Origin of the sequence: Campylobacter sp. RM16189, from assembly GCF_012978815.1 — a bacterium.
Taxonomy (GTDB): Bacteria; Campylobacterota; Campylobacteria; order Campylobacterales; family Campylobacteraceae; genus Campylobacter_A.
The window spans coordinates 193156-210774 of the sequence record NZ_LIWR01000044.1 but is presented as its reverse complement, the minus strand read 5'-3'; the positions used below and the strand labels follow the sequence as shown (position 1 = coordinate 210774).

The window sequence follows — 17619 nt, the reverse complement described above, 5'->3', positions numbered from 1 at the left end:
AATTTAAGCATTTATCGGTTTAAATATCTATTTTTGACTTTTTGAGCCCCAAATTCCAGCTAAAATCGAGCCTGATAAGTTGTGCCACACGCTAAATAATGCGCCGGGAAGTGCGGCAAGCGAGCCAAAATACTTAACGGCAAGCGCGACGCTTAAGCCTGAATTTTGCATACCAACCTCGATAGCGACGGTTCTTGCCGTCTTTTCATCAAAGCCAAACATCTTGGATAAAAAGTATCCGCAAAATAGCCCCGAGCCGTTATGAATGACTACGCCAAGCGCTACTAGTGCGCCTACGGTTTGGATATTTTTCACGTTTAGCGCCACTACGATAGCTATGATCGTGATGATAGCCGCCATGGATATGACAGGAAGCGCAGGAAGGATCTTTTTAACGAATTTATGAAAAAAAGTATTTAAAAGCACGCCCACAACTATCGGCACAAGCATAATTTTAACCAAATTTAAAAGCATACTCATAGCAGGCACCGGGACTTCTTGTCCGATGTAAAGCCATGTTAGAAACGGCATTAATACTATTGAAAGCAGAGTGGAAAATAGCGTCATACTAACGCTTAAAGCGACATCGCCCTTGGCTAAGTAGGTCATCACGTTTGAGGCCGTTCCTCCCGCACTAGTGCCTACTAGCATCATACCCGCGGTGATTTCGTTGCTAAATCCAAACGCTTTTGAGATCAAAAAAGCAGCAAGCGGCATGATGAGAAATTGGATAAAAATTCCAAGTCCCAGAGCTTTTTTCTTGTGCAAAATTTGCTTAAAATCATCAATACTAAGCGTGATACCCATGCCAAGCATGATAACGACAAGAAGCGGAACGATATAGCCTTTGATAGCTACAAAACCGGTCGGAAAAGTATAAGCGATAAATGATAAAACTATCGCTGCTATAGGAAAAAGTAGTGCTTTCATGAGTTGATTGTATCTAAAAATTATGGTTTTTTATCAAAATCAAGTATTTTTGAACGAAAATTTATGAAAACTGTTAAATTTCTACAAGGTTGTTACTAAAATACTGAAAAATTTATAGTATTTTCAAAGTTCAGTCTTAAAAAAGTGTGGGCTCAAACGCCTTAACTATAAAGCTTTTTCGAGTTAGCTCACATTCGCCCAAATTTCTAATCGCCTCAAGGTGTGCCTTTGTGCCGTAACCCTTGTGAGAGGCGTATCCATAATCAGGATAAATTTTGCTCCATGCGCCCATTAGCTCATCTCTGCTTACTTTGGCTAAGATACTTGCCGCGCTTACTTCGGCGATTTTGCCATCAGCCTTTATCATCGTTTTAATGCCGGTGCCGTAGTTTGCGTTGCCGTCGTAAAGTAGCTCGTAGTTTACAAAATGACTTTTAAAAAGATTTAAAGCCCGCCTTAAGCACTCGCTAAGCCCAAATTCATCTATTTGGCGATTTGAAAAATATGCGATTAAAAATTGCGAATTTAAGGCTATCTCATGAAAAAGCTCTTTGCGTCTTTTTACGCTTAGTTTTTTAGAGTCGTTAAGCCCTGAAATTTCGCTATTTAGCACGCAAGCAGCTACGACTAAAGGACCTGCAAGCGCTCCTCTGCCGGCCTCGTCAATACCGCAAATTTTAACTTCGCTCATCAATAAAGCCCGAAACTATCTTTCATAAAAGGCTTTATCTCTTCTAGCAAAATGCTCTTTTCTGCGTCTTTGCTTTGAAATGAAATTCCAGCCGGAGTTAGCGAGAAATTTTCACTTATCTTTATATCTTTGCTTTCAAAAAGCGCTTTTAAATTCTCATCATCTAAATTTATAAAAAGATCCCCAGGCGAGATATTTTTGTTTGTTTTAAGAAATTTTGAACCGCAAATTTTGCCCTCTTTGCCAAGATTTCTGCAAGTGGTTTTAAAAATTTCGTTGCTAAACTCAAGCGTTAAAATGTCGTTTTTAAATAAATTTTGCTCGCTATCTTTAAATTCCTGCTTGAAATTTTCCAGTTTTTCTTTTAGATTATTTTTGTTTTTAGTAACAAAATCAGTCGAGAAGAAGTCGCTTACTATCGCTTCAAGCTTCATATCGCTAGTTTTTATAACCTGCAACCCAAGTGATAAAATTTCATAGCCAAGCTCCTTGGTTATCCCAGCTTTGTGAGCTTTGCCTTTTATGGCTAACTTGCCGCTTAACTTGCCCTCTTCATCGAGCTTCACGTCTAAATTTAGCCAGTCGGAAAGCGCGTTTAGAGCTGTTATATTACTATCTATTTTTTGGATCTTGCCCTTTGAAAACTCAAATTTTTCACCCTTAAAAAAGACGTGTCCGTAAATTTTAGTAGGGAGCTCAAAGCCTTTTTCGCCTTTGAAATTTTCAAATTCGTTATCAAAAGAGTTTAGATAAAGCTCAAATTTTTCTTCGTCAGCTAGACCTGTGAATTTATAAAATTTGCCCCAGTTTTCGTGATTTATCTCATATCCGAAGCTAAGTAAAACAGCAACTAAAAACGTTAAAATTACTCTCATATACTCTCCTAAATTTTAGTTAAAAACTAAGCGCCCACCGTGAAAAAGGCAAAATTTCACACTTTATGCCTTCCATACTAAGCTCGGCTTGATTTGCCACGCTGATAACCTGAAGTTTATTTACTCCAAGAGCTTTTAAATTCGCGTGAAGTTTTTTAAATTTTAAAAATATCAGATCGCTATCGCTAAATGGTATGCAAAGTATAGCAAGTTTCCTTTTAGCAAGGAAAAAATCAAACTCTTTAGTGTAAAAAATCTCCTCTTTAAATTTAAAAAGCTCGCAAAAGACGATATTTGAAAAAAGTTTTACGAAATCTTTCTTTAGACTCAGCGCATTTCGCATCGCAAAATCGTTAAAATAAAGCCTCTTTGCCGCGCTTGGCTGCTCAAATTTCGCTACAAGACTTATAAAACCTCTATTTTCTAGCTCAACAAGTCCTGCATAGACGCGGTCTTTTGAGGTTTTAGAGTGTGTTTTTAAATTTTTATACAGCTCATGCGCGCTTAAATTTGCCCCTTGAAAAGCAGCACACTCTTTCATCAAATTTATATCAGCTTCATTTAGTTTGCTCTTAAGCCTTGCTTGGAGATTTTCTACAACTTCGCTTTGGTCAAGAAAGGCTGAATTTAGGCTATTACCGTGCGTAACAAAATGGCTAAATAGCTGATCTTGATCTAAATTTTTAGGGAAAAACGCTATAAACTCTTCGTAGTCTAGGTAGCTTAAATTTAGTTTTTTAAAGCCGTTTAAATTTATGTTTTTTGACTCGCTAGTTACGATTATATTTTGAAGGTCTAAACTTGAAAATTTTTCTATAACGACTGCTTGCTCGTTTGAATTTACTCCTTCTATCGCCAGAGCTTTTATAGCTGCGTTATCCTTTAAAAACTGCTCTAAATCATCTAAAATTTTAGCCTCATTTATCCTTATGTCTTGCAGGTTTATATATAAAATTTCATCATCTTTAAACTGCTTTAGATGATCTATTACAAGTGAAGTTTTACCGCTTCCGTCGCTTCCTATGATGAGAGTTTTTGGCGAAGTTATGCTAAATTTTCTGTCTATAAATTTAAGCGATTTTAAAGGAGTGTTGTAAAGCGATAGCAGTTTTTTCAAATTTAGCCTTTTAAAATTTGAAAGAATTATAACATTTTTTCCTTTTAACAAGGAAAAAACTAAAATTAAATATCAAATTTTTCAAATTTCGTATAAAAACTCTTTTAAACTATTCAAATTTTTCCTTACAAGAAGGAAATAAATTTCAAAAAATCTTACTAAAACAGCTTGAAACATTGACTTTAAAAGCTCATTTTAGTAAAATCTCAGTCTTTTATGTAAGTCATAAAAGGTCGTATGTTTGCGACAAGTTCTATTTTTAAAGGAAAACAAATGGAGAGAATCAGGCTTAAGCTCAAAGCTTATGACCATAGAGTTCTAGACCGCACAGTTGCAGCAATCGTAGAAGCTGTCAAAAGAACTGGTGCTGACGTAAGAGGTCCAGTGCCAATGCCTACTAAGATCAAACGCTACACAGTCTTAAAATCACCACACATCAACAAAGATTCACGTGAGCAGTTTGAGATGAGAATTCATGCACGTATGCTTGACATCGTAGCAGCTACACCTGACACAGTCGATTCGCTAACAAAACTTGACTTGGCTCCTGAAGTTAACGTCGAAGTTCGTGCGATGGGCAAGTAATCAGGCGAAAGGTTAGATAATGGAATATATCGTAGAAAAAATAGGCATGAGTAGGACGATTTCGGTTCCTAGCACACCAGTTACACTTCTAAAACTTGTAGAGACTAAAGTTTGCGAAGTGGGTGAAAATAACCGCGCAATCGTTGCTTATGCAAAAGGTAAAGCGAAGAACAAAGCTATAGCAGGTCAGCAAAAGAAATACAATCTTTCGGCTGAGTACAACAAATTTGCCACTTTAACAGTTGCAAATAGCGAAGCAGGCGATCTTGACGTAAGCCCGTTAAGTTCAGCGGCAATCATAAAAGTTAGCTTTGATTCAAAGGGTAGAGGTTATCAAGGTGTTGTTAAAAGACACGGATTTGGTGGCGGACCAAAAAGTCACGGTTCACGTTTCCACAGACGTCACGGATCAATCGGTAACTGCGAATGGCCGGGACGTGTTCAACCTGGTATGAAAATGGCCGGACATATGGGCGATGTAAAAGTAACTGTTAAAAACGAAGTTGTAAGTTTTGATAGTGAGAACGGAATTTTGGTTTTAAAAGGCTCAGTTCCTGGACACAACGGCGCAATGGGTAGAGTAAGGATAGTAAAATGAGTAAAGTTTGCGTATTAAACGAGAAATTTGAAAAGGCTGGAGATTTAGACCTTCCTGCAAACTATGCAGAGGTAAATCCACACAACCTTTATCTATATGTTAAATCTTACCTTGCAGGTATCCGCGCAAATACGGCTCACACTAAGACTCGTGCTTTTGTAAGCGGTGGAGGTAAGAAGCCTTGGAGACAAAAAGGTCGCGGCGGAGCTCGTGCAGGTTCAACTAGAACTAACGTATGGGTTGGCGGTGCAGTATCTTTTGGTCCATTAAACAATAGAAATTATTTCCAAAAAGTTAATAAAAAACAAAAGAGATTAGCTCTTGAGTGCGCATTGGCACAAAAGGCTAACGAGGGCAAAATTTTCGCAGTTGATAGCATCAGCATTGACAGCGGAAAGACAAAAGATGCGGCAAAAATTATCAATAGCCTAAATTTAAGAGATGCTTTGATAGTTAAAGATTTGCTTGATGATAACACGCTTTTGGCATTTAGAAATTTATCAAACTGCTATCTGGTAGATGCAAGCGAGATAAATGCGTATCTAGTATCGGTATTTAGTGCGGTTATCATTGAAAAAGCGGCACTTGAATCTATAACAAAAGAGGGCTAAAATGGCAGATATAACTGATATCAAAACAATTTTATATACAGAAAAAACTCTTGGCCTTCAAGAAGATGGTGTAGTAGTTATCCAAACTTCACCAAAAATGACTAAAAATAGGCTAAAAGAAATTTTAAAAGAGTATTTCGGAGTGATGCCGCTTCGCGTAAATTCACTTAGAATGGAAGGCAAAGTTAAGCGTTTTAAAGGACAAACAGGACAACGCAGTGAAGTTAAAAAATTCTACGTTAAGTTGCCTGAAGGTTCAACTCTAGAAAGCATGGAGGCGTAAGATGGCGATTAAAACATATAAACCATATACACCGAGCCGTAGATTTATGACAGGTCTTAGCAGTGAAGATATCACGGCTAAACCAAGCGTTAGAAGTTTGCTTGTAAAACTTCCTGCAACAGGCGGTAGAAATAACAACGGAAGAATCACTTCAAGACATAAACAAGCTGGTGCTAAAAAGCTATATCGTATTATAGATTTTAAAAGACGCAAATTTGGTATAGAGGGCAAGGTTGAGGCTATCGAATATGATCCAAACAGAAACTGCCGTATAGCACTTATCGCCTATAAAGATGGCGAAAAACGCTATATCATCAGACCAAACGGACTAAATGTAGGTGATATCGTATCTGCAGCCGAAGAGGGTCTTGATATAAAACCAGGTAACGCAATGAAGCTAAAAAATATTCCTGTGGGAACAATCGTTCATAACGTAGAGTTAAAACCTGGCAAAGGCGGACAGATAGCAAGATCTGCAGGTGGATATGCACAGCTTATGGGTAAAGAGGAAAAATACGTTATCTTAAGACTTCCAAGCGGTGAAATGAGACAAATTTTAGCAGAGTGTATGGCTAGCGTTGGCGTTATCGGAAACGAGGATTGGGCTAACGTAACTATAGGTAAAGCTGGACGTAATCGCCACAGAGGTATTCGCCCGCAAACCAGAGGTTCTGCTATGAACCCTGTTGATCACCCACACGGTGGTGGTGAAGGTAAGAAAAATTCAGGCCGTCACCCAGTAACTCCATGGGGTAAACCAACTAAAGGTGCTAAGACTCGCCGCAAGAAGGCTAGCGATAAGCTAATTATTTCAAGAAGGAAAGGAAAATAGAGATGGCTAGATCACTCAAAAAAGGTCCTTTCGTAGACGGACATGTAATGAAAAAAGTTGTTGCTGCCAAAAAAGCCAACGACAACAAGCCGATCAAAACATGGTCAAGACGCAGTACGATTGTGCCTGAAATGATTGGACTAACATTTAATGTCCACAATGGTAAAAGTTTCATTCCAGTATATGTTACAGAAAATCATATCGGATACAAACTAGGCGAATTCGCTCCAACACGCACATTTAAGGGCCACAAAGGTTCAGTGCAAAAGAAAATAGGCAAATAAGGAGATATGAATGAGTAAGGCAATTATAAAATTCGTAAGACTATCTCCAACTAAAACAAGATTGATAGCAAATGAGGTTCAGGGAATGAATGCTGAGCTTGCACTTGCAAGTCTTAGCTTTATGCCAAACCGTGGCGCTAAATTTATAGCAAATGCAATTAGCTCGGCTGTTGCAAATGGCGGTTTTGAGCCTGAAGAGGTAGTTGTGAAAAGCTGCCGTGTGGATGCAGGTCCTGTATTAAAAAGATTTAGACCAAGAGCAAGAGGAAGCGCGAGCAGAATTCGCAAGCCTACTTCTCACATTTTGGTAGAAGTATCTAAACCTGAAAAGAAGGAAGCATAATATGGGACAGAAAGTAAATCCGATCGGTTTAAGACTAGGAATCAACCGCAACTGGGAGTCAAGATGGTTTCCTACTAAAGGAAGTATGGTAGAAAATATTGGCGAAGACTATAAAATTCGTGCATTTTTGAAGAAAAAACTATACTATGCTGGAATTTCACAAATTGTAATAGAAAGAACAGCTAAGAAGATAAGAGTGACTGTAGTGGCAGCTCGCCCTGGAATCATTATTGGCAAAAAAGGCTCAGATGTTGAGAAGCTAAAAGAGGATATCCAAAAGCTAATCAATAAAGAGGTTAATGTAAATATTAAAGAAGAGAGAAAAGCTCAATCTTCTGCTCAACTTGCTGCAGAAAATGTTGCAATGCAGCTTGAAAAACGTGTTGCATTTAGACGTGCAATGAAAAAAGTAATCCAAGCTGCTCAAAAATCTGGCGCTAAAGGTATTAAAATTTCAGTTGCTGGACGTCTAGGCGGCGCTGAGATGGCAAGAACAGAGTGGTATTTGGAGGGTCGTGTGCCTCTTCATACACTAAGAGCGAAGATTGATTACGGCTTTGCAGAGGCGCATACTACTTATGGAAACATAGGTATTAAAGTGTGGATATTTAAAGGCGAAGTTCTTCAAAAAGGCGTTCAAGTCGAGAAGAATGAGGAAGAGGCGCCTAAGAAAACACGCAGAGCAAGAAGGGGTAAATAATCATGTTGATGCCAAAACGAACAAAATTTCGCAAACAGATGAAAGGTCGCAACCGCGGTAAGGCTACTCGTGGTATAGATCTTGCAATGGGTGAAGTAGGCATAAAGGCTGTTGAGGCTGGACGCGTAAATTCACGCCAAATCGAAGCTGCTCGTCAAGCTCTTACACGTCATGTAAAGAGACAGGCTAAAATTTGGATTAGAGTTTTCCCTGATAAGCCACTAACTAAAAAGCCACTTCAAACTCGTATGGGTAAAGGTAAGGCAGGTGTAGAAGAGTGGGTTATGAACATTAAGCCTGGCAGAATCATTTATGAGTTGGCAGGAGTTAATGAGGAACTTGCACGCGAGGCGCTTACGCTGGCTATGCACAAGTTGCCATTTAAGACAAAAATTGTAACGCGAGAGAGTGAAAATGAAATATACTGATTTAAAAGATAAGAGCGTAGTAGAGCTAAACGCGTTATTGAAAGAGAAAAAGGTGCTTTTGTTTACATTAAGACAAAAGCTAAAGACTATGCAGTTAAGCAACCCTAACGAGATCCGTGCTGTTAAAAAAGAGATAGCACAGATCAATACTGCAATTAGTGCAACAAAATAAGGGGTGAGAAATGGCATTTAAAAGAGAAATCCAAGGTGTTGTTTTACAAAAAGCTGGAGATAAAACAGCTACTATTTTGGTTGAAAGACGTGTTATGCACCCAAGATACCATAAATTTGTAAAACGCTTTAAGAAATATATGATTCATGATGAGAAAAACGAAACAAAAGCAGGAGATACTGTTGTTGCGGTTGAGTGCAGACCACTTTCAGCACGCAAAAGCTTTCGTCTAAAAGCTGTATTGGCAAAGGGAGTTGAGTAATGATTCAAAGTTTTACAAGACTTGCAGTTGCTGATAATAGTGGCGCAAAAGAGTTAATGTGTATAAAAGTTTTAGGCGGAAGCAAAAGAAGATACGCAACACTTGGTGATGTTATTATTTGCTCTGTTAAAAAAGCTCTTCCAAACGGAAAGATTAAGAAGGGTCAAGTCGTAAAAGCTGTTGTTGTTAGAACTAAAAAAGAGGTTCAAAGAGAGAACGGCTCACTAATTAGATTTGACGAGAACGCAGCGGTAATCTTAGATAACAAAAGAGAGCCTATAGGAACTCGTATCTTCGGGCCTGTTGGTCGTGAGGTTAGATATGCTAACTTTATGAAGATTGTTTCACTTGCTCCGGAGGTGTTATAATGGCTAATGTAAAATTCAAGGTTAAAAAGGGCGATACCGTAAAGATTATTGCAGGTGATGACAAGGGCAAAACAGGCAAAATTTTATCGGTTCTTGCTAAAAAAGGACAAGTTATCGTAGAGGGTTGTAAAGTAGCTAAAAAGGCTATTAAGCCAAGTGAAAAGACTCCAAACGGTGGCTTTATAAATAAAGAGATGCCAATTGATATCTCAAATGTTGCGAAGGTTGAGGGTTAATTATGAATAGATTAAAAGTAAAATATAGCGAAACCATTAAGCCAGCTTTAGCAAAAGAATTTGATATCAAAAATCCTATGCTTATACCAGCGATTGAGAAGATCGTTATCAGCGTAGGCGCAGGCGAAGCTGCGAAAGATCAAAAGCTACTTCAAAACGTAGCTGATACGATTTCGTTAATTGCCGGACAAAAGGCTGTAGTAACAGACGCTAAAAAGTCAGTTGCCGGCTTTAAGGTTCGTGAGGGATTCCCTGTGGGAGTAAAAGTAACTCTTAGAAAAGATCAGATGTTTGCATTTTTAGACAAGCTTATCACTATCGCTCTTCCAAGAGTTAAGGACTTTAGAGGTCTTCCTAGAGATGGATTTGATGGACGCGGTAACTATAACTTCGGTCTAGACGAGCAGCTAATGTTTCCTGAGGTTGAGTATGATAAGATTCTGCGCACTCACGGTATGAATATCGTAATTGTTACAACAACAGATAGCGACAAAGAGGCATTCAAATTGCTTGAGCTTTTTGGTTTGCCATTTGCAAAAGGAAAGTAATATGGCAAAAAAATCAATGATAGCAAAGGCAGCTCGCACTCCTAAATTTAAGGTGCGCGGTTATACAAGATGCCAAATTTGTGGTAGACCACACTCTGTTTATAAAGATTTTGGAATTTGCCGAGTATGCCTAAGAAAAATGGCTAATGAGGGATTGATTCCTGGTCTTAAAAAAGCAAGCTGGTAAGGAAGAAAAATGTTGAATGATTTAATATCAGATGGACTAACACGCATCAGAAACGCCTCTATGAGAAAGCTTGAGACTACAAAGCTGCTTCACTCAAACGTTGTTGAAGCTACTTTGGCGATCTTGGCTACAAAAGGCTACATAGAAAGCTATAATGTAGTTGAAGAGGATAAAAAGAAATTTATAAACGTTGTTTTAAAGTATGATGAGCGTGGAAATAGCGTTATAAACGAACTTAAAAGAGTTTCAAAACCGGGTCGCCGTGTCTATAAAGGCAAGGATGAGATCAAGAGATTTAAAAACGGTTACGGAACAATTATCGTTAGCACAAGCAAAGGCGTTTTAAGCAACGAAGACGCTCACAAAGCCGGTGTTGGCGGCGAAATTCTTTGTACTATATGGTAATGAATATAAACGATGTCATGACATCGTTTATAACACCTTATAATGGAGCTTGCACGATAAGCTAAGCTTATTAGCTTGCTATTTTGTAACACTCCAAAATTTAGTGATCAAATTTGCTAAATCTCAGACAACAAAGAATTTAAAGGTTTAAAAAGGGCTTTTGCTCTTTTTAGTCGTTCAAATTTAACTTTGGACGAAGTGGAATTTAGTTTCTGCTTTTTATGGTATTGTGGTATCCATTCGTATAAAGTAGACATACCCTAGACAAGTAAAAAGGAAAAAAATGTCACGTATAGGTAAACAGCCGATAGCTATTCCAAACGGACTAGATGTCAGCGTAGAAGGAAATTTGCTTAAATTTAAAAAAGGCAATAATACAAAAGAACTTGACACAAAAGGTCATGTTGATGTTAAGGTAGAAAACAGCTCTATCGTATTCTCTCCTAAGGGCGACGATCGCCAAAGTAGAGCTTACTGGGGCACATATAGAGCGCTAGCTAACAATATCGTTACAGGTCTTACAGAGGGCTTCATTCGCAAGCTTGAGATCAACGGTGTAGGTTATAAAGCTGCAGCTAAAGGAAGCGTGCTTGAGCTAACTCTTGGATTTTCTCACCCGATCAACCACGAAGTACCAAAAGGTGTTGAAGTAAGCGTAGAGAAAAACGTCATCACTATTAAAGGCGATGATAAGCAAGTTGTAGGACAAATCGCAGCTCAAGTTAGAGGATATCGCCCACCAGAGCCATACAAAGGCAAGGGTATAAAATATGCTGAAGAGCGCATTATCCGCAAAGCCGGTAAAACATCTAAGAAGTAAGGGATAGGTAATGACAGCAAATGTATTAAAAAGAAAACTCGCTCTTAGAATAAAGAGAAAGAGAAGAATTAGAGCTAAAATTTCTGGCACTGCCTTAAAACCAAGAGTTTCTATTTTTAAATCAAATAGAACACTTTATGTTCAGGCTATCGAAGATGTTGCAGCAACTACTATCGCAGCGGCTGACGGAAGAAAACTTGGTATAAAAGCCAACAAAGAGGGTGCTGTAGTTTTAGCAAAAGAATTTGCAAAAACATTAAAAGTCAAGGGAATAGAAGAGGCGATATTCGATAGAAATGGCTATTTGTATCACGGCGTTGTAGCGGCTTTTGCTGACGCTTTGAGAGAAAACGGCATAAAACTATAACCCAAAGGAAAATCGATGGAAAAGTATAATAGAGAAGAATTTGAAGAAGTAATCGTCGATATCGGTCGGGTTACGAAAGTTGTTAAAGGTGGTCGAAGATTTAGATTTACAGCTCTTATAGTAGTTGGAAATAGAAACGGACTTGTAGGCTTTGGCTTTGGTAAAGCTAAAGAGGTTCCTGATGCGATTAGAAAAGCGGTTGACGATGCGTTTAAAAACATTATCAACGTTAAGCTTAAAGGCTCGACTATTCCTCATGATATAGAGGTTAAATACAATGCAAGTAAAATTCTACTTCGCCCGGCAAGCGAAGGTACAGGTGTTATAGCCGGCGGCTCAACTCGCCCTATTCTAGAGCTTGCAGGTATCAAGGATATCTTGACAAAATCACTTGGCTCAAACAACTCTGCAAACGTTGTTCGTGCTACAATCAAAGCATTAAGTATGCTTAAAAGCTAAGGAGAGGGAATATGGGACTTGAAAAATTAACTCCGGCTGCCGGTTCAACTCGCGAGACTAAGAGATTAGGACGCGGTCAAGGTAGCGGTCAAGGTAAGACTGCGGGAAAAGGACATAAGGGTCAAAGAGCTAGAAAAGGTTACAATGAGAAGAGAGGTTTTGAGGGTGGACAACAACCGCTTCAAAGACGTCTTCCTAAGGTAGGTTTTGCTTCTAAATTTGAAAAACCTTATGTTATCAACGTTGAGAAAATTACAGCGGTAAAAGAGCTTGGCGAAATTACAATCGCTTCAATCGCTACTGTTCATAAAATTTCAAGAAGCGTTACAAAAATAAAACTAATTGGAGCGAGCGCAAAAACTCTTGTTTCAAAGATAAAAGACGAGAACGTTATCGTTAGCGGACGTGCATAATGAATAAAACATTGACCAACAAGATATTAATCACGTTGGCATTTTTGTTTGCTTACAGGATACTGGCTTATGTGCCAGTTCCTGGCGTTAATGCCGATGTAATTAAAGAGTTTTTTGATTCAAACAGCTCTAATGCATTAGGATTATTTAATATGTTTAGCGGTAAGGCCGCTGAAAGATTAAGCATAATATCACTTGGTATTATGCCATACATTACGGCTTCCATTGTTATGGAACTTCTGGCTGCTACATTCCCAAATTTAGGCAAGATGAAAAAAGATCGCGACGGTATGCAAAAGTATATGCAGATCATTCGCTATGCCACAATCGGTATAACAGTAGTTCAAGCAATCGGTGTTAGTATCGGACTTCAGGGCTTAAGCGGAAGAGGTGGTGAGCAGGCTATAATGCTGGATATGAATCTATTTATAGCTATTGCGGCAGCTTCAATGCTGGCAGGAACTATGATGCTTATGTGGATAGGCGAGCAGATAACTCAAAGAGGAATAGGAAACGGTATAAGTCTTATTATCTTTGCAGGTATCGTATCGGGAATCCCATCTGCTATTGGCGGGACTGTAAATCTTGTAAATACAGGCGAATTAAATTTCTTAGTTGTTATAGGAATTTTGCTTGTTATTTTGGCAACCGTAGGTATAGTTATCTTTGTTGAGATGGGCGAAAGACGTATCCCTGTCTCTTACTCCAGAAAAGTTGTAATGGAAAACCAAAATAAGCGTATAATGAACTACATCCCTATAAAAGTAAATTTAAGTGGTGTTATCCCGCCTATCTTTGCTAGTGCTATATTGATGTTTCCAAGTACGATTTTACAGGCAAGCACAAACAAATACATCCAGGCGATTAATGACTTTTTAAATCCGAACGGATACTTTTTTAACTTTTTAACATTCTTGCTTGTTGTGTTTTTTGCATATTTTTACGCTTCAATCGTATTTAACGCAAAAGATATCAGCGAAAATTTAAAAAGACAGGGAGGATTTATACCTGGAATTAGGCCTGGCGAGGGAACTGCAGGGTATCTAAATGAGATTGCTTCACGCTTAACATTTAGCGGCGCGATATACTTGGGTCTTATCTCAACTCTGCCTTGGGTTTTAGTTAAATTTATGGGTGTGCCGTTTTATTTCGGTGGAACATCAGTTTTGATCGTTGTTTCAGTTGCGCTTGATACAATGAGAAGAATTGAGGCTCAAATTTATATGAATAAATATCAAACCCTAAGCGCGGTGGGATTATAATGGCGATTTCGCTTAAAAAACTGGCTGAAATTGAGAAGCTTAGAGCGGCAAATAAGATTGTCGCTCAAACTCTTGATTATGTTGAGAGTATTATAAAGCCTGGAATGTCTCTTCTTGAGATTGATAAAATTTGCGATGATATGATATGCGCTGCCGGCGCAAAGCCTGCGTTTAAAGGACTTTATGGCTTTCCAAATGCCGCTTGCATAAGTTTAAACGAAGTAGTCATCCACGGAATCCCTGATAAAACGATTCTAAAAGAAGGCGACATAGTAGGTGTTGATATCGGCTCAAATTTAAACGGATTTTTTGGCGACTCTGCTCGAACTTTTGCAGTTGGGCAAATTTCAAAAGAGGACGAGGCTCTAATAGCTTGTTCTAAAGACGCACTTTATTTTGCGATTGACATCATAAGAGAGGGCATGCATTTTAAAGAGCTTAGTTATGAGCTTGAGAAATTTATCCTTGCAAGAGGCTTTGTGCCGCTTAGAGGATTTTGCGGACACGGCATAGGCAAGCACCCGCACGAAGAGCCTGAAGTACCAAACTATTTAGAAGGCAATAACCCGAAAGCCGGACCAAAGATCAAAAACGGAATGGTTTTTTGTATAGAGCCTATGATATGCCAAAAAGACGGAACACCGGTTGTCGGAAGTGACAAATGGAAGGTAACTAGCAAGGATGGTTTGAGAACTAGCCATTATGAACATTGTGTAGCTGTGATCAACGGAAGAGCTGAAATTTTAAGCAAAGCGTAAATTTATCGCCTAAGTTTTTACAATTTGCAAATCAAAATTTGTGAATTGTAAAATTTTAATTTGTGGTGAGTTAAAATTTTAAGTTATTTATGTTGCGATCTTGCAACTGAAAATTTATGAGAGGAGGTAAATAGTGGCAAAAGACGACGTCATAGAGATTGACGGCAACGTGATAGAGGCTCTGCCGAATGCAACCTTTAAAGTCGAGCTTGACAATAAACATGTGATTTTATGTCATATTGCAGGTAAGATGAGAATGCACTATATCAAGATAATGCCGGGAGATCGCGTAAAAGTGGAACTCACGCCGTATAGTCTTGATAAGGGTAGAATAATTTATCGCCATAAGTAAATTAAAAGCTAAATTTGGCTAAAATCAGCCCTTTGCAACAAATGCTGTATGAAGAATTATTTTCAAAGCTACCACTTGTTTTGAAAATAGTTGGTTTAATAACTTCTTTAAACCTGATGCAGCCCCCAAAAAGTGGAATAAATTTTTTAGGAGACTGAGATGAAAGTTCGTCCTTCTGTAAAGAAGATGTGTGACAAATGTAAAATTGTCAAGCGTAAAGGTATAGTTCGCATTATTTGCGAAAATCCAAAACATAAACAAAGACAAGGATAAAGAATGGCTCGTATTGCAGGTGTAGATTTACCTAAGAAAAAGAGAATTGAGTATGGTCTAACTTACATTTATGGTATTGGCCTTCATAAATCAAGACAAATTCTTGATGCTACAAAAATTTCTTATGACAAAAGAGTTCATGAGCTAAGTGAAGACGAGGCTGCGGCGATTCGTAAAGAGATTCAAGAACATCACGTGGTTGAGGGTGATCTTAGAAAAAGTGTTGCTATGGACATAAAAGCACTTATGGATCTTGGAAGCTACAGAGGTCTTCGCCATAGAAAGGGTCTTCCTGTTCGTGGTCAAAAGACAAAAACAAACGCTAGAACCAGAAAAGGTAAGCGTAAAACTGTTGGCGCTGCAACAAAATAAGGATAGATGATGGCAAAAAGAAAAGTAGTTAAAAAGAAAGTAGTAAGAAAAAGTATTGCTAAAGGCATCGTTTATATAAGTGCGACTTTTAACAACACCATGGTAACAGTTACTGATGAGATGGGAAATGCTATAGCTTGGAGTAGCGCAGGTGGTTTAGGCTTCAAAGGAAGCAAAAAATCAACTCCATATGCAGCTCAACAAGCAGTAGAAGATGCTATTAATAAAGCAAAAGAGCACGGAATAAAAGAGGTGGGCATAAAAGTTCAGGGTCCAGGAAGCGGTAGAGAGACTGCTGTAAAAAGTGTAGGTGCAATAGAGGGCATTAAAGTTACATTCCTTAAAGATATAACTCCGCTTGCTCACAATGGTTGCAGACCACCAAAACGCCGCCGCGTATAATTAGAAAATTAGGAGAATTATTATGGCAAGATATAGAGGGCCTGTTGAAAAATTAGAAAGACGTCTTGGTGTAAGCTTAGCACTTAAGGGAGAGAGAAGATTGGCTGGTAAATCAGCTGTTGAAAAACGCCCTTATGCTCCTGGACAACACGGACAAAGAAGAGCAAAGATTAGCGAATACGGACTTCAATTAAGAGAGAAACAAAAAGCTAAATTTATGTACGGAATTTCTGAAAAGCAATTTAGAAAGCTATTCCAAGAAGCAGCTAGAAGAGAAGGCAACACAGGTGCGCTTTTAGTTCAACTTCTTGAGCAAAGACTTGACAACGTAGTTTACAGAATGGGCTTTGCTACAACTCGTAGATTTGCTCGTCAGCTTGTAACTCATGGACATATTTTAGTAAATGGAAAGAAGGTTAATATCCCTTCGTATAGAGTTGATGCCGGTTCAAAAATCGAAGTAGTTGAGAAATCAAAAAACAATCCACAAATAGTACGTGCGATTGATCTTACAGCACAAACAGGAATCGTTTCTTGGGTTGATGTTGAAAAAGATAAGAAATTTGGAATTTTTACAAGAACACCAGAAAGAGAAGAGGTTATCATTCCTGTTGAGGAAAGATTCATAGTAGAGCTTTATTCGAAATAATAAGGGGTGTAATAATGAAAAAGATTACTACATCAGCCTATATGCCTACTGAGATCTCAGTAGAGAGTATAAGCGAAAATGTTGCTAGAATAACAGCCTATCCTTTTGAGACAGGTTATGCGGTGACTTTAGCTCACCCTCTTCGCCGCCTTCTTTACAGCAGCACCGTAGGATTTGCTCCTACTGGTGTTAAGATAGAGGGCGTTACACACGAGTTTGACTCTATGCGTGGTATGCTTGAAGATGTTGCTCAATTTATTATAAATTTGAAAAATTTGCGCTTCAAGCTTAAAAACGACTCTGAAAAAGAGATTGTAGAGTATTGCTTTAAGGGACCAAAAGAGATAAGCGGTAGAGATCTTGGTAATGATTTGGTAGAGATCGTAAATCCTGATGCTTATTTGGCTACTATAAACGAAGATGCAGAGCTTAAATTTTCGATAATTATACAAAAGGGTATAGGATATGTTCCAAGTGAAGAGATTCGTGAAGAGATGGAAGATGACTATATAGCTCTTGATGCCTTCTTTACACCGGTAAAAAAAGCTGTATATGAGCTTCAAAATGTTTTGGTTGAGGATAATCCTGACTACGAAAAGATAGTTTTTACAGTTACTACGGATGGTCAGGTGGGTGCAATCGAAGCATTTAAGCATGCTATTGAGGCTATGTATCACCAAATGTCTGTGTTTAAGGGTGTTTTAGATATAGATATCTCTGCACAGACAAGCGGCGCTATGGCTTCAGGTGAGCATACTAAACTTCTTCAAAGTGTTGAAGAGCTAAATTTAAGCGCTAGAAGCTTTAACTGCCTTGATAGAGCAGATGTTAGATTTATCGGCGAGCTTGCTTTAATGGACGAAAATGAGCTTAGAGATCTTAAAAATCTAGGTAAAAAATCTCTTGAAGAGATAAAAGCCGTTATGGAAGAGATCGGATATCCTATCGGAGGCAATGCTTTAGGCAACAGTAAAGATCAGCTCAAAAAGAAAATAGCTGAGCTGAAAACACAAACTAGCCCAAAAGAATAAAAGGAC

The 17619-nt window shown here is 38.4% G+C and carries 32 protein-coding genes; 28 read left to right on the top strand and 4 right to left on the bottom strand.

Translation table 11 applies throughout. The annotated features are described in order from the left end of the window. Nucleotides 1-27: 27 nt before the first annotated feature. The 4 genes from CDOM16189_RS09350 to CDOM16189_RS09335 form a co-directional block, all read right to left on the bottom strand. Entirely contained in the window at nucleotides 28-930 is a 903-nt protein-coding gene (locus CDOM16189_RS09350; RefSeq protein WP_169975226.1) for a bile acid:sodium symporter family protein, read from the bottom strand. A 136-nt stretch (nucleotides 931-1066) separates the two neighbouring features. Next, the gene (rnhB, locus tag CDOM16189_RS09345) at nucleotides 1067-1621 is read right to left on the bottom strand and encodes a ribonuclease HII (RefSeq protein WP_169975228.1); all 555 of its coding nucleotides are present in this window, start codon (nucleotides 1619-1621) and stop codon (nucleotides 1067-1069) included. Further along, nucleotides 1621-2496 carry a hypothetical protein gene (locus tag CDOM16189_RS09340; protein ID WP_169975230.1) on the bottom strand — a complete coding sequence of 292 codons (876 nt, stop codon included), beginning with the start codon at nucleotides 2494-2496 and terminating at the stop codon, nucleotides 1621-1623. Before CDOM16189_RS09340 ends, rnhB begins: the two co-directional genes overlap by 1 nt. 19 nt (nucleotides 2497-2515) lie before the next feature. Then, nucleotides 2516-3613 carry an ATP-binding protein gene (locus CDOM16189_RS09335; RefSeq protein WP_169975232.1) on the bottom strand — a complete coding sequence of 366 codons (1098 nt, stop codon included), beginning with the start codon at nucleotides 3611-3613 and terminating at the stop codon, nucleotides 2516-2518. Between the two features lie 273 nt (nucleotides 3614-3886). Between CDOM16189_RS09335 and rpsJ the strand changes: the two genes are divergently transcribed. The 28 genes from rpsJ to CDOM16189_RS09195 all read left to right on the top strand — a co-directional run bounded on the left by rpsJ (nucleotide 3887) and on the right by CDOM16189_RS09195 (nucleotide 17613). After that, a complete protein-coding gene (gene rpsJ, locus CDOM16189_RS09330) occupies nucleotides 3887-4198 on the top strand; it encodes a 30S ribosomal protein S10 (protein ID WP_002947121.1) in 312 nt (103 codons plus the stop codon). Nucleotides 4199-4217: 19 nt separating this feature from the next. Then, entirely contained in the window at nucleotides 4218-4796 is a 579-nt protein-coding gene (rplC, locus tag CDOM16189_RS09325; protein WP_169941768.1) for a 50S ribosomal protein L3, read from the top strand. Beyond that, nucleotides 4793-5407 carry a 50S ribosomal protein L4 gene (rplD, locus tag CDOM16189_RS09320; protein WP_169941766.1) on the top strand — a complete coding sequence of 205 codons (615 nt, stop codon included), beginning with the start codon at nucleotides 4793-4795 and terminating at the stop codon, nucleotides 5405-5407. The genes rplC and rplD overlap by 4 nt, the downstream gene beginning before the upstream one ends. A 1-nt stretch (nucleotide 5408) precedes the next feature. After that, nucleotides 5409-5690 carry a 50S ribosomal protein L23 gene (locus CDOM16189_RS09315; protein WP_169941764.1) on the top strand — a complete coding sequence of 94 codons (282 nt, stop codon included), beginning with the start codon at nucleotides 5409-5411 and terminating at the stop codon, nucleotides 5688-5690. A 1-nt stretch (nucleotide 5691) separates the two neighbouring features. After that, nucleotides 5692-6522: a 50S ribosomal protein L2 gene (gene rplB, locus CDOM16189_RS09310; protein WP_169975234.1), complete on the top strand. Its 831-nt coding sequence runs from the start codon at nucleotides 5692-5694 to the stop codon at nucleotides 6520-6522. 2 nt (nucleotides 6523-6524) lie between these two features. After that, complete coding sequence (rpsS, locus tag CDOM16189_RS09305; protein WP_169941760.1) at nucleotides 6525-6806, top strand: 30S ribosomal protein S19; 282 nt, start codon at nucleotides 6525-6527, stop codon at nucleotides 6804-6806. A gap of 10 nt (nucleotides 6807-6816) precedes the next feature. After that, entirely contained in the window at nucleotides 6817-7149 is a 333-nt protein-coding gene (gene rplV / locus CDOM16189_RS09300; RefSeq protein WP_169975236.1) for a 50S ribosomal protein L22, read from the top strand. Nucleotide 7150: 1 nt separating this feature from the next. Then, nucleotides 7151-7849 (top strand): 30S ribosomal protein S3, encoded by a 699-nt coding sequence (rpsC, locus tag CDOM16189_RS09295; RefSeq protein WP_169975238.1) that lies wholly within the window; start codon nucleotides 7151-7153, stop codon nucleotides 7847-7849. Between the two features lie 2 nt (nucleotides 7850-7851). Then, nucleotides 7852-8277: a 50S ribosomal protein L16 gene (gene rplP / locus CDOM16189_RS09290; protein ID WP_169975240.1), complete on the top strand. Its 426-nt coding sequence runs from the start codon at nucleotides 7852-7854 to the stop codon at nucleotides 8275-8277. Next, on the top strand, nucleotides 8264-8449 hold the full coding sequence (gene rpmC, locus CDOM16189_RS09285; protein WP_169975242.1) for a 50S ribosomal protein L29: 186 nt from the start codon (nucleotides 8264-8266) through the stop codon (nucleotides 8447-8449). Before rplP ends, rpmC begins: the two co-directional genes overlap by 14 nt. 10 nt (nucleotides 8450-8459) lie before the next feature. After that, nucleotides 8460-8711 (top strand): 30S ribosomal protein S17, encoded by a 252-nt coding sequence (rpsQ, locus tag CDOM16189_RS09280; RefSeq protein ID WP_169975244.1) that lies wholly within the window; start codon nucleotides 8460-8462, stop codon nucleotides 8709-8711. Further along, on the top strand, nucleotides 8711-9079 hold the full coding sequence (rplN, locus tag CDOM16189_RS09275; protein WP_169975246.1) for a 50S ribosomal protein L14: 369 nt from the start codon (nucleotides 8711-8713) through the stop codon (nucleotides 9077-9079). The genes rpsQ and rplN overlap by 1 nt, the downstream gene beginning before the upstream one ends. Further along, on the top strand, nucleotides 9079-9315 hold the full coding sequence (gene rplX / locus CDOM16189_RS09270) for a 50S ribosomal protein L24 (protein WP_002943173.1): 237 nt from the start codon (nucleotides 9079-9081) through the stop codon (nucleotides 9313-9315). The genes rplN and rplX overlap by 1 nt, the downstream gene beginning before the upstream one ends. A gap of 2 nt (nucleotides 9316-9317) precedes the next feature. Beyond that, nucleotides 9318-9863 carry a 50S ribosomal protein L5 gene (rplE, locus tag CDOM16189_RS09265; RefSeq protein WP_169975248.1) on the top strand — a complete coding sequence of 182 codons (546 nt, stop codon included), beginning with the start codon at nucleotides 9318-9320 and terminating at the stop codon, nucleotides 9861-9863. Nucleotide 9864: 1 nt separating this feature from the next. Beyond that, complete coding sequence (locus CDOM16189_RS09260; protein WP_169941742.1) at nucleotides 9865-10050, top strand: type Z 30S ribosomal protein S14; 186 nt, start codon at nucleotides 9865-9867, stop codon at nucleotides 10048-10050. Nucleotides 10051-10059: 9 nt separating this feature from the next. After that, nucleotides 10060-10455: a 30S ribosomal protein S8 gene (gene rpsH, locus CDOM16189_RS09255; RefSeq protein ID WP_169975250.1), complete on the top strand. Its 396-nt coding sequence runs from the start codon at nucleotides 10060-10062 to the stop codon at nucleotides 10453-10455. Nucleotides 10456-10738: 283 nt separating this feature from the next. Then, nucleotides 10739-11275, top strand: coding sequence for a 50S ribosomal protein L6 (gene rplF / locus CDOM16189_RS09250; RefSeq protein WP_169975252.1), 537 nt, complete (start codon nucleotides 10739-10741; stop codon nucleotides 11273-11275). A gap of 10 nt (nucleotides 11276-11285) precedes the next feature. After that, nucleotides 11286-11642, top strand: coding sequence for a 50S ribosomal protein L18 (rplR, locus tag CDOM16189_RS09245; RefSeq protein WP_169975254.1), 357 nt, complete (start codon nucleotides 11286-11288; stop codon nucleotides 11640-11642). Between the two features lie 15 nt (nucleotides 11643-11657). Beyond that, nucleotides 11658-12101, top strand: a complete 444-nt coding sequence (gene rpsE / locus CDOM16189_RS09240) for a 30S ribosomal protein S5 (RefSeq protein WP_169975256.1) — start codon at nucleotides 11658-11660, stop codon at nucleotides 12099-12101. A gap of 11 nt (nucleotides 12102-12112) precedes the next feature. Beyond that, nucleotides 12113-12514, top strand: coding sequence for a 50S ribosomal protein L15 (rplO, locus tag CDOM16189_RS09235; protein ID WP_169975258.1), 402 nt, complete (start codon nucleotides 12113-12115; stop codon nucleotides 12512-12514). Further along, nucleotides 12514-13776: a preprotein translocase subunit SecY gene (gene secY / locus CDOM16189_RS09230; RefSeq protein WP_169975260.1), complete on the top strand. Its 1263-nt coding sequence runs from the start codon at nucleotides 12514-12516 to the stop codon at nucleotides 13774-13776. Before rplO ends, secY begins: the two co-directional genes overlap by 1 nt. After that, on the top strand, nucleotides 13776-14534 hold the full coding sequence (gene map / locus CDOM16189_RS09225) for a type I methionyl aminopeptidase (protein ID WP_169975262.1): 759 nt from the start codon (nucleotides 13776-13778) through the stop codon (nucleotides 14532-14534). Before secY ends, map begins: the two co-directional genes overlap by 1 nt. Nucleotides 14535-14667: 133 nt before the next feature. After that, a complete protein-coding gene (gene infA, locus CDOM16189_RS09220) occupies nucleotides 14668-14886 on the top strand; it encodes a translation initiation factor IF-1 (RefSeq protein WP_002943098.1) in 219 nt (72 codons plus the stop codon). A 159-nt stretch (nucleotides 14887-15045) separates the two neighbouring features. After that, the gene (gene rpmJ, locus CDOM16189_RS09215) at nucleotides 15046-15159 is read left to right on the top strand and encodes a 50S ribosomal protein L36 (RefSeq protein WP_169975264.1); all 114 of its coding nucleotides are present in this window, start codon (nucleotides 15046-15048) and stop codon (nucleotides 15157-15159) included. A gap of 3 nt (nucleotides 15160-15162) precedes the next feature. Continuing rightward, nucleotides 15163-15531, top strand: a complete 369-nt coding sequence (gene rpsM / locus CDOM16189_RS09210) for a 30S ribosomal protein S13 (RefSeq protein ID WP_169975266.1) — start codon at nucleotides 15163-15165, stop codon at nucleotides 15529-15531. 9 nt (nucleotides 15532-15540) lie between these two features. Then, nucleotides 15541-15933 (top strand): 30S ribosomal protein S11, encoded by a 393-nt coding sequence (rpsK, locus tag CDOM16189_RS09205; RefSeq protein ID WP_169975268.1) that lies wholly within the window; start codon nucleotides 15541-15543, stop codon nucleotides 15931-15933. A gap of 22 nt (nucleotides 15934-15955) precedes the next feature. Then, nucleotides 15956-16582, top strand: a complete 627-nt coding sequence (gene rpsD, locus CDOM16189_RS09200) for a 30S ribosomal protein S4 (protein WP_169975270.1) — start codon at nucleotides 15956-15958, stop codon at nucleotides 16580-16582. A 14-nt stretch (nucleotides 16583-16596) separates the two neighbouring features. Then, entirely contained in the window at nucleotides 16597-17613 is a 1017-nt protein-coding gene (locus tag CDOM16189_RS09195; protein ID WP_169975272.1) for a DNA-directed RNA polymerase subunit alpha, read from the top strand. The last annotated feature ends 6 nt before the right edge of the window (nucleotides 17614-17619 follow it).